Source organism: Phenylobacterium sp., assembly GCF_031412415.1.
GTDB lineage: Bacteria > Pseudomonadota > Alphaproteobacteria > Caulobacterales > Caulobacteraceae > Phenylobacterium.
Genome location: NZ_JANOCX010000007.1, coordinates 1 through 10414 on the forward strand (window position 1 = coordinate 1; position 10414 = coordinate 10414).

A 10414-nucleotide genomic window follows, 5' to 3' on the forward strand; every position below is an offset into this window, starting at 1 on the left:
GACCCGGCGCATGCTGGTGGAGCCCGGCGGCTATCTGAAGGTGTTGAGCCTGGCATCGAGCAAGCCGGCCTAAGGATCGATCTCGCGCCATGCTAGATGGCGGGATGATCGATCCCTCCCTGGAGGGCCGCCAGGCCTTCATCCTCGCCAACACCCGGCTGCAGCAGCCTCCGCACACGCCGGAGCTCACCCTGCACCTGGCCGACGAGATCACCCCGATCTGGAAGATGACCGAGGAAGCCCTGGCCGAGATCGGCCTACCCCCTCCGTTCTGGGCCTTCGCCTGGGCCGGGGGCCAGGCCCTGTCGCGCTACATCCTCGATCACCCTGAAGAGGTCGCCGGCAAGCGGGTTATCGACTTCGCCTCGGGCTCGGGGATCGTGGCCATCGCCGCCATGAAGGCCGGCGCCTACGAGGTGCTGGCCGCCGACATCGACAGCTTCTGCGAGGCGGCGCTGTCGCTTAACGCCAAGGCCAACAGCGTCACCGTGGCCTTCACCGACACTGACCTGCTGGACGCGCCGGCGCCTGCGACCGACGTGATCCTGGCGGGCGACATCTGTTATGAAAAACCGCTGGCGGAGAAGGTCATGGACTGGCTGGCCGCCGCCCACGTGCGCGGTGTCCGCGTGTTGATCGGCGATCCCGGCCGCAGCTATTTTCCCAAGGTCGGGCTGGAGAAGCTGGCCGAATACCAGGTCGAAACCACGCGCGAGCTGGAGGACCGGGAGGTGAAAAAAACCGCCGTCTGGACTTTGCCGGCCTGACACTCTAGGTTGGAACAAATAAGGAACGCATACTGGAGAGCGTCATGCGCGAAGACGGCAAGATCGACTATGTGGAGATGCCCGGCGGCGATCTGCCCGCGACCAAGGCGTTCTATTCCCAGGCGTTCGGCTGGCGGTTCACCGACTACGGTCCGAGCTATGCGGCCTTCGAAGAGAGCGGCCTCGACGGCGGTTTTCAGGGGGATGCCGGGGAGGTCCCCTCCGCGCCGCTTGTTGTCCTGTTCGCCCACGATCTGGAAGCCATGGAGGCCCGGGTGGTCGCCGCGGGCGGGTTGGTCGTGAAGCCGATCTTCAGCTTCCCAGGCGGCCGTCGCTTCCATTTTCGCGACCCTAGCGGCAATGAGCTGGCAGTGTTTACCGAGAGTTAGTCGCCTTCAGGTTGAATGAGCTTCAGAATTGCAGCTGTCGGGGACGGCGATGTTGAGAAGCGTGGGCGTTCTAGGCGCGGCGTTAGTTCTTTGGGCTTCGGCGGCGCAGGCGCAGTCAACCTTGTCGGTGCTGGGCGAAATCGCGCCGCCCGAGGTGAGGGCCGATCCTCTGCCGCTCGGCGCAAAGCCGCGTAGCCTCACCCTGGCGCGGGTCGGCGACACCATGAAGCACGGCCAGCCATGGGCGATGATTCTTTGGGGCCGGAACTGCCCGATCGACAACGAAGTCGGTTGGGACGCGGCGCAGGACGGATTCAAGATGGATCCTGTCGTCGAGCGTCTGTTTCGCGACGAGTTGGCCGGACTAGGCTTCAAGGTGGCTGGCGATCCCAGCAACCTCTTCAAGGATGACGAGGACAATGGCGCCGACCTGCAGGTCGGGTTGCTGATCACCGACGTCTCGCTGTTTGCCTGCGGTGGCTTCACATCGCGCGACCGCAAGCTGGAACTGGCGGACGTTCCGGCGGTGGGCAGCGTGCAGATGTCGGTCGAATGGCAGATCTATTCGCCCGTGGAATCTAAGGTCCTCGCCAAGATTCCCACGACCGTGCGGCTCGAGTTCAAGGACCCACGCACCCAGATCGTCGACGCCATGCTGCAGGCGGTCGTGGCCGGCAATGTTCGCGCCCTGGCGGCGTCGGAAAGCTTCCGAACCGTTGTGCTGAGCGCGGGTCCGTCGCCGCTGGCGATGCGCGGCCCGACGGCCGCCCCGTCGATCGCCCTACCCATGGCGCAGGTCGGACCGGCGCGTCCATTGTCGGAGGCCTCCGGATCGGTGGTCGCGCTGTTCGCCGGCGACGGCATGGGCAGCGGTTTCCTGGTGTCTCGGGACGGCCACCTGCTCACCAATCGCCACGTGGTGGGCGGCGCAAGGTTTCTGAAAGTGAAGTGGGCGGATGGGGTGGAGACCGTCGGCGAGGTGGTGCGATCCGATGTGGGCCGCGACATCGCGCTGGTGAAAACCGATGCGCGAGGCCGCCGGCCGCTGGACCTTCGCCGCGACGGCGTTGAGGCAGGCGAGACCGTCTTCGCCATCGGAACGCCCCTGGATCGCCGACTGCAAGGCAGCCTCAGCCAGGGCGTGGTCTCGGCCAACCGCATTCTTGAAGGCTATAACTTCATCCAGAGCGACGTGCTGGTGAACCCGGGCAACAGCGGCGGGCCATTGCTGGATCAGAAAGGCGCGGTGGTGGGCGTGGCCGTTTCCGGGATTGAGCAGAAGGGCGTCATGCGCGGCGTCAACTTCTTCATCCCCATAGACGACGCCCTGGCCTTCCTATCCCTAAAGCCGTCCAGCTAGTTCGGCGCGCCCAGCGCCCAGGCGTCGGCCACGGCCAGCATCTCCCGACCGTCGGGCTGGTAGGTCAGCTTGGTGGCCAGCAGACCGGTCGACAGTCGCTCTAGGACGCCCCACTCCCAGATGGCCCGGGCCTCGACACCGGTCAGGGCGCTGAGCCGGGCGCAGCGGGCGAGGCCGAGCGCCAGCGGATCGCCGGACAGCATCTCGGCGCTCCACTCGCGCATGGGGACGGCCAGGTCGCAGGCTGGCTCGGCGATCAGACCATCCGGGTCGACGAACTTGAACGCGTCTGTTCCCGGAACCCGCAGGGTGTTCTGGCTGTGCGCGTCGCCGTGGACCAGCACGCATAGCGCCGGGTCGAACGCGTCTTGGCGCGACTGCGCGAAGACGACGCCCTGAGCGATGGCGCGCTCGGAGCAGGGGCGGTCCAGGGCCTCCCAGGTCTCGACGATGAAAGCGCCCAGCCAGCGCGCCTTCTCGGCCCCGGTCATCAGGCCTTCGCCCTGCGCCATGGGCGTCCACGCCGTCTTGAGCGTCCGGCAGATGGCGGCCATCTGGTCGTCGACCGACAGGTCCAGGCTGCTCAGCAGAGACCCCAACCGCTCCTGCAGCATCGCCGCGCGGGCCGCGTCGTGGCGCAGCAGGCGGACATAGCCTCGCCCCTGGGCGAGCCTTAGCGTCTCGATCTCGCCGCCCACCTCCTCCCCCGGCATGCCCAGCTTCAGGACCACCGGCTCGTCGTTCGCGGTCACCGCCTGGGCTACATAGCCACCGGTGCCCCCGTGCAGGGTCTGGCCGACCGTCAGCCCCCAATCCCGCTCCAGCCCCGCCACCAGATCGCCCAGCCCGGCGAGCCAGGCCAGGCCCGTCGCGCCCGCCGCCTCGGCGCGCAGGCGCACCGGCTCGGGAATCTCGATGATCCTGTCGGTCATGCCGCGATCTTGCACGAACGCCGCGGCGCGCGTCGAGCCCGTCGCCGAACCGTCACGCGCCTGCGCTATCGTCCGACGCCGGACGAACGGATTGGGCGAGCATGACGGACAAGAGCTGCGGCGAGTGCGGGATGTGCTGCAAGCTGCTGGCCATCCAGGCGCTGGACAAGGCCGCCGGCGTCTGGTGCGGCAACTTCAAGCGCGGCGCCGGATGTGGGATCTACGCCGACCGGCCGCCAGCCTGTCGCGGCTTCATGTGCCTGTGGCTGGACAGCGAGAAGCTGGACGACGCGTGGCGGCCGGACCGCGCCAAGTTCCTGATGTACACCGAGAAGGACGGCAAGCGGCTCAACGTCATCGTCGATCCCTCCCAGCCGGGCGCCTGGACGCGCGAACCCTACTACCGGCGCATCAAGGCCATGTCTCAGCGGGCGCTGGAGGGCTACGAGCTGGTGGTCTGCATCGACGACCGGCGCATCGTGGTTTTCCCGCACGAGGACGTCGACCTGGGCCGGGTGAACCCCGACCACAAGCTGGTGTGCGGCTATGCCGAGCGCGACGGGCAGATGGTCCCCTACGCCATGATCCTCAGCGACCTGCCGACCGGGGCGGCCGAGACAAGCCAGGCCGAGGGGTCGCCAGTTCCGCGCAAGGCTTAGCCCAACTTCGGGCGTGCGAGGGCGAAAGGCGCCCCTATAGTGCGGGCTGTTGAGCTTTTGCCTTCGGAGCCGCCATGCGCCGCCGCACCTTCCTGGCCGCCCTTCCCGCCGCCGCGTTCGCCACCTCGGCGCTGGCCCAGGCGAGGTCCGAGAACCCCAATCGCGACCGCCCCGACGTGCATGGCGGCGACCGCGTGGACGGCGCCACTTTCGCCTCGCGCAGCGCCGCCTGGGGTGTCCACGGCGCGGCGGCCACCGCCCACCCGCTCGCCAGCCTGGCGGCCATCGAGATCCTCAAGTCCGGGGGCTCGGCGGTGGACGCGGCTATCGCGGCCAATGCGGTGCTGGGCCTCGTCGAGCCCATCGCCTGCGGCATCGGCGGCGACTGCTTCGTCATGCTGTGGGATCCCAAGACCGGCAAGGTCGAGGGCCTGAACGGCTCAGGCCGCAGCCCCCGGGGCCTTAGCCTTGAAACCGTGCGCGGCCGCGCCAAGAACGGCCTGATCCCATCCCATGGCGCGATCTCGGTCAGCGTGCCCGGCGCCGTCGACGCCTGGTGGACCCTGCATCAGCGCTACGGGAAACTGGCCTGGAAGGACCTGTTCGGCCCGGCCATCGCCCACGCCGAGCAGGGTCACGCGGTCACCCAGAACGTCGCCTTCTATCTCGACCGTTCGCTGACCAACTTCAGCCGGCCGGCTTCGGGGATCGAAGAGGTCGAGAACTTCAAGAAGACCTGGGCGGCCGGCGGCAAGGCCCCGCGGGAGGGCGAGGTGTTCCGAAACCCGGACTTGGCTCGAACCTATCGCCGCATCGCCGCCAATGGCCGTGAAGGATTCTACGGCGGCGAGACGGCGGCCGCCATCGAGGCCTATTTCAAGCGCATCGGCGGTTGGATGACCAAGGCCGACCTGGCCGCGCACCATGCCCGGTGGGATCCGCCGCACAGCGTCAACTACAAGGGCGTCGACGTCTGGGGCCTATCGCCCAATAGCCAGGGCCTCGCCACGCTGCAGATGCTGGCGATCATGGACACCTTCGACATCAAGGCGATGGGGTTCCAGTCGGCCGCGGCCCTGCACCACGGCATCGAGGCCAAGCGCCTGGCCTTCGAGGATCGCGCCAAGTTCTACGCCGATCCCGACTTCCACAAGACGCCTACGGAATGGCTGCTGTCGAAAGCCTATGCCCGCGAGCGCGCCGCCCTGATCCGCCCCGACCGCATCCTGACTCCGGTTCACCCCGGACAGGCGCCCAGCCAGGGCGACACCACCTATTTCACCACCGCCGACAAGGACGGGATGATGGTCTCGATCATCCAGTCGAACTATCGCGGGATGGGGTCGGGGCTGATGCCCGACGGCCTGGGTTTCATGTTCCAGAACCGCGGCGAACTTTTCGCCCTCGAGGACGGCCACGCCAATATCTTCGCGCCCGGCAAGCGGCCGTTCCAGACCATTATCCCCGGCTTCGCTACCAAGGACGGCAGGCCCTGGCTGTCGTTCGGCGTCATGGGTGGCGACATGCAGCCCCAGGGCCAGGCGCAGATCATCTCCAACATGGTCGACTTCGGCCTGGGCGTGCAGGAGGCGGGCGACAGTCCCCGGTGGCATCACGGCGGGTCGAGCGAACCTACCGGCGAGGCGCAGCAGGGGATCGGGGTGCTAAACCTGGAGACCGGCGTCCCCACGGCCACGCGCGAGGCCCTGGCTAGGATCGGCTGGAAGATGGCGCCCGACCGGGGCGGCTATGGCGGCTATCAGGCGATCGAGCGATGGCCTGGCCGCTACGCCGCGGCGACCGAGATGCGCAAGGACGGCGTGGCGCTCGCCTACTGATGAGCGGCCCGACCTTCTTCGAGACCCCGGAAGCGTTCCGCGCCTGGCTGGTTGAACACCACGCGACGGCGGGCGAGCTATCGGTCGGCTTTCGCAAGAAGGGCAGCGGCCTGAAATCGATCACCTGGCCGGAGTCGGTGGACGAAGCCTTGTCCTTCGGCTGGATCGACGGCGTGCGCCATTCCATCGACGCGGAGAACTACCGCATCCGCTTCACGCCCCGGAAGCCGGGCGGAATCTGGAGCCAGGTCAACATCAAGCGCTTCGCGGAGCTGAAGGCGGAGGGCCGGATCAACCCCGCGGGCCAGGTCGCCTACGACGTGGGCAAGCATCGCACCCACCAGTACTCCTACGAGAAGGGCGACCAGGCATTTGGTGCGGAGGAGCTCGAGCGGTTCAAGGCCAATGCGATGGCCTGGGCCAATTTCGAGGCCTTCCCGCCGTGGTATCGCAAGGTCGCGATCCACAGAGTGGTCAGCGCCAAGACCGAGCCCACCCGAGCCAAGCGCATGGCGATCCTGATTGACGCCTCGGCCCTGGGGCGCAAGCTCGGCTCACCGACCAAGTAGGCTCACCATGACCCCAGACGACGTGCGCGAGATCGCCCTGTCCTTCCCCGGCGCGGAAGAGGGCTCCTCCTATGGCCAGCCCTCTTTCAAGATCCATGGCAAGTTCTTCACGCGCCTGCGCGCCGAGGACCAGAGCGTGGTCCTGCTGGATGTCAGCCATGACGAACGCGAGATGCTGATGGAGGCCGAGCCGCAGACCTTCCACATCACGCCGCACTACAAGGACTTTCCCAGCGTGCTGGCGAGGATCGAGAACCTGCATGCGGGGTCGTTCCGCAACTTCCTCGACCGGCGATGGCGCAAGATCGCGCCGAAGAAGGCGGTGAAGGCGGCGGACGCCGAGAAGACCGCTCTCGAATGACGGATTCTTGTCACAGAAGTTGCGTTGACTCGTCCCACAACCTTGAATGAGATGATGCGGTCCCCTGGAGGATCGCGAGATGAACTCTGAGCTTGAGCAGATTGCGCGTTCGAGGATCGAGGCGGCCATGCCCGAAATCCTCAACTCCCTGCAGAACGTCGCGGCGGGAAATCCATACGCCGCGGAGACAGATCCCAGTCGCCTACGTACCCGGCTGCAGGCGAAATCCGGCCTGACCGGCCGCGAGGCGGAGATGGTCGCGCAGAACATCGAGAACGCGTCCGAGGCGCCAGGACGCGCCAGGGCGGCGCTGGAGCGGCTCGGCCCATCCGGCCTGATCGCGCGGCCTGAGAAGGTCTGGGGCGACACCACGGACTTCGTCAATGTCGCCTTCCTGGCCCGGGGCGCGCGCGCCGCCCGATCGGTCGGTCGGGTGGCGTTCCTGAACGGCCAAGCCCAGGGCTCGGGCTTCTTGGTCGGCGAAGGTCTGTTCCTGACCAATTGCCACGTCCTGACGGACCCGATGGCCGCGCCGCGGTTCTGTCTCGAATTCGACTATGAACTCGACCTCTCCGGCCGGCCGCGCAGCGTGACCCGCTTCGCCATCGACACCTCGGTGTTCGTGAGCGATCCGATCGATGGGCTGGACTACACGCTCGTGGCGGTGGGCGGACGCATCTCGGGCGACGCCCGGCTGGAAGACTTCGGGTGGTCGGCGCTGTCAGACGCTTCCGACAAGCACATGCTCGGCGAGTTCGCCAACGTGGTCCAGCATCCGCAAGGCCGGTTCAAGGAGGTGGTCCTGCGGGAAAACCGCCTCGTGGCGCGCGTCGCCGACGCCCTGCACTACGTGGCCGACACCGAGCCGGGCTCGTCGGGTTCACCGGTGTTCAACAGCGAGTGGCGCGTGATCGCCCTGCACCATTGGGGCGGCCCCTGGATCGGGCGCGTGGACGAGGCCGGTCAGGAGCTGTCGATCGAGGTCAACGAGGGCGTGCGGATCAGCTCGGTTGTGAAGAGCCTTCGCGGCAAGCTCGCCGCCATGCCCCCGAACATGCGCGCGCGGGTCGTGGCGGCCCTGGCGGTCGGCGAACCGGAGTCGGAGTCCAGTACGCCTGCGTCCGGCGTCGGGGGCGCCGTGCGAGGCGGCGCACGCCTGGAGGCCGACGGTCGAGTCACCTGGACCATTCCGTTGGAGGTCTCCGTCCGCCTGCCCGGCCTGGAGCGCGGCGGCGGCGCCCCGCCACCCCCTCCCAGCCCCCCCGCCAACGGCGGTGCGGCCGAACCGCCGCCTGGTCCGGCCGAGAACGCGCCCAGCAAGACCTACAGCGATCGAGGCGGCTATAAGCGGAAGTTCCTGGATGGGTTCGTGGTCGAGCTGCCGAAGCTGACCTCGGCCCAGCAGGCGGTCGCGGCGAGGAACAAGCTCGCGGGGCCTGGGGACGATCCCTTCGTCCTGAAGTATCACCACTTCAGCGTCGTCATGAACCGCGCACGCAAGCTCGCCTTCTACACGGCCTGCAACATCGACGGCGCCAGCGCCAAGAGCGTCGACCGCGACACCAAGACCGTCACGCCGCTGCGGCCGGACTCCGCCGGCCTCGAGAGCATGGCCCAGCCGGAGGGCGCCGAGGCGACCGAGACCTGGTACGACGATCCGCGGCTGGACAAGGGCGACGTCGCCGGCCCGGAGACCTACGGATCGCAAAAGGTCCCCGGCTTCCCGAGAGGCAATGATCCCCGGCGGATCGCGCGCATGTTCCAGCGGGGCCATCTGGTTCGCCGCCTGGATCCAGCGTGGGGAACCGACGACCAGGCGCTGAGCGCGGAGGCCGACAGCTTCCACTGGACCAACTGCTCGCCGCAGGTCGGCTTCTTCAACCAGGGAACCGCCTCGTCCCAGATCGCCGGTACCGGCGGCGGCAAGCTGTGGCGGGCGGTGGAGAACTACGTGCTGCGCAACGCGGTCGCCGAGAAGCAGCGCGTCACCAGCTTCACCGGACCGATCTTCGACGACGCCAAGGACCGGACTTTCCGCAGCATCAAGGTGCCCGGCAAGTTCTTCAAGGTCACGGTCTGGGTCGAGAACGGCGCGTTGAGGTCGATCGCCATGATCGCCGACCAGACCAAGGTGATCGAGGTCTGGCCGGAGGCTCTGGGCTCGGAGGCCATCGGCGGCCTCAACGAAGCCGAGGCGTTCCAGGCGCCTGGCGAACTCGACAAGGTCGACGACTTCCTGACCACGGTCACCGAGGTCGAGAGACTGACCAACCTCGACTTCGGCGACGCCGTGCGCGACGCCGACGTCCGGGCGGGCGAGGGCTCGGAGGCGATCAGGGGGTTCGAGGAGATCGATCTCGGATCGACCAAGAGCCGCGCGAAGCGTGACAAGGCCGGCCGCAAGGATCGCGAAGACTAGGTTAGAACTCGTCCTCGATCGACGCCCGAAAGTTCTCGAACACCTCGGCAGCGCGCTCGTGAGTGGGCTCTTCCGGATCGGGCGGGGTCTGGGCGATCGGCGCGCCGCCGGTGAGCCGGCCGGCCACGCCGCCATTCTGGACGAGCAGCAGTTCCTCGCCTTCCTCGACGCTCGCCAGGAGCTGGGCGAGCTTGGGCGGCAAGTCGTCGAGATCGATGCGCTTCATGATCCCGCGATTTTACGGGAGCGCCGGACGTGACACCAGCCCGCCCGCGCCCTAGCTTCCGCCGCGAACTGAGGAGACGTCATGGCCTATCGGTCCTTGCGGGAGTTCATCGCCAAGCTGGAGGCGGCCGGCGAGCTGGTGCGGGTGAGCGAGCCCGTGTCGTCCGTGCTCGAGATGACCGAGATCCATCGCCGCCTGCTGGCCAAGGGCGGCCCGGCGGTGATCTTCGAGAACGTCATCCGCGCCGACGGCGAACGCTCGTCCATGCCCTGCCTGATCAACCTGTTCGGCACGGTGAAGCGGGTGGCCATGGGCGTCACCCTGGACGGCCGCGAGCGGACCACGGCCGCCGACCTGCGCGAGGTAGGCGAGCTTCTGGCCTTCCTGCGCGCGCCCGAGCCGCCGCGCGGCCTGAAGGACGCCTGGGACATGCTGCCGCTGGCCAAGACGGTCATGTCCATGCGCCCCGCCACCGTGAAGAAGGCGCCGGTGCAGGAGGTGGTCTGGACGGGCGACCAGATCGACCTCACCAAGCTGCCGATCCAGACCTGCTGGCCGGGGGAGCCCGCGCCGCTGATCACCTGGCCGCTGGTGGTCACCAAGGGTCCGTCGGACGAGCGCGAGGACGACTACAACCTGGGCATCTACCGGATGCAGGTGATCGGCAAGGACAAGACGATCATGCGCTGGCTGGCACATCGCGGCGGCGCCCAGCACCACCGCCGCTGGAAAGCCGCGGGCAAGCCTGACGCCCTGCCCGCCTGCGCGGTGATCGGCGCCGATCCCGGCACCATCCTGGCCGCCGTTACCCCGGTGCCGGACACGCTGAGCGAATACCAGTTCGCCGGCCTGATGCGGGGGGCCAAGGCCGAGCTGGTCGCCTGCAAGACCGTG

At 67.9% G+C, this 10414-nt stretch carries 11 protein-coding genes; 9 read left to right on the plus strand and 2 right to left on the minus strand.

All coding sequences use genetic code 11. The features are described from left to right. The first annotated feature begins 104 nt into the window (after positions 1-104). The 3 genes from RMO04_RS00265 (at position 105) to RMO04_RS00275 (ending at position 2516) form a co-directional block, all read left to right on the plus strand. Positions 105-767 (plus strand): methyltransferase, encoded by a 663-nt coding sequence (locus RMO04_RS00265; RefSeq protein WP_309642793.1) that lies wholly within the window; start codon positions 105-107, stop codon positions 765-767. A gap of 44 nt (positions 768-811) precedes the next feature. Further along, positions 812-1156: a VOC family protein gene (locus tag RMO04_RS00270; protein WP_309642794.1), complete on the plus strand. Its 345-nt coding sequence runs from the start codon at positions 812-814 to the stop codon at positions 1154-1156. Between the two features lie 127 nt (positions 1157-1283). Beyond that, positions 1284-2516, plus strand: a complete 1233-nt coding sequence (locus RMO04_RS00275) for a trypsin-like peptidase domain-containing protein (protein ID WP_309642803.1) — start codon at positions 1284-1286, stop codon at positions 2514-2516. Here RMO04_RS00275 and RMO04_RS00280 read toward each other — a convergent pair. Then, the gene (locus tag RMO04_RS00280; protein ID WP_309642795.1) at positions 2513-3448 is read right to left on the minus strand and encodes an aminoglycoside phosphotransferase family protein; all 936 of its coding nucleotides are present in this window, start codon (positions 3446-3448) and stop codon (positions 2513-2515) included. The two genes, RMO04_RS00275 and RMO04_RS00280, sit on opposite strands and share 4 nt — an antisense overlap. Before the next feature lie 101 nt (positions 3449-3549). Between RMO04_RS00280 and RMO04_RS00285 the strand changes: the two genes are divergently transcribed. From RMO04_RS00285 to RMO04_RS00305, 5 genes are all read left to right on the plus strand, one after another. Then, positions 3550-4107 (plus strand): YkgJ family cysteine cluster protein, encoded by a 558-nt coding sequence (locus RMO04_RS00285; RefSeq protein WP_309642796.1) that lies wholly within the window; start codon positions 3550-3552, stop codon positions 4105-4107. A 74-nt stretch (positions 4108-4181) separates the two neighbouring features. Continuing rightward, a complete protein-coding gene (locus RMO04_RS00290; RefSeq protein ID WP_309642797.1) occupies positions 4182-5945 on the plus strand; it encodes a gamma-glutamyltransferase family protein in 1764 nt (587 codons plus the stop codon). Next, entirely contained in the window at positions 5945-6514 is a 570-nt protein-coding gene (locus RMO04_RS00295) for a YdeI/OmpD-associated family protein (protein WP_309642798.1), read from the plus strand. Before RMO04_RS00290 ends, RMO04_RS00295 begins: the two co-directional genes overlap by 1 nt. Before the next feature lie 7 nt (positions 6515-6521). After that, positions 6522-6875: an MmcQ/YjbR family DNA-binding protein gene (locus tag RMO04_RS00300; protein ID WP_309642799.1), complete on the plus strand. Its 354-nt coding sequence runs from the start codon at positions 6522-6524 to the stop codon at positions 6873-6875. A 79-nt stretch (positions 6876-6954) separates the two neighbouring features. Next, complete coding sequence (locus RMO04_RS00305) at positions 6955-9294, plus strand: DNA/RNA non-specific endonuclease (RefSeq protein ID WP_309642800.1); 2340 nt, start codon at positions 6955-6957, stop codon at positions 9292-9294. A 1-nt stretch (position 9295) separates the two neighbouring features. Here RMO04_RS00305 and RMO04_RS00310 read toward each other — a convergent pair whose 3' ends face one another. Continuing rightward, positions 9296-9520 (minus strand): hypothetical protein, encoded by a 225-nt coding sequence (locus tag RMO04_RS00310; RefSeq protein ID WP_309642801.1) that lies wholly within the window; start codon positions 9518-9520, stop codon positions 9296-9298. Between the two features lie 81 nt (positions 9521-9601). Here RMO04_RS00310 and RMO04_RS00315 point away from each other — a divergent pair. Then, a partial coding sequence (locus tag RMO04_RS00315) for a UbiD family decarboxylase domain-containing protein (RefSeq protein WP_309642802.1) occupies positions 9602-10414 on the plus strand: 813 nt, incomplete at its 3' end.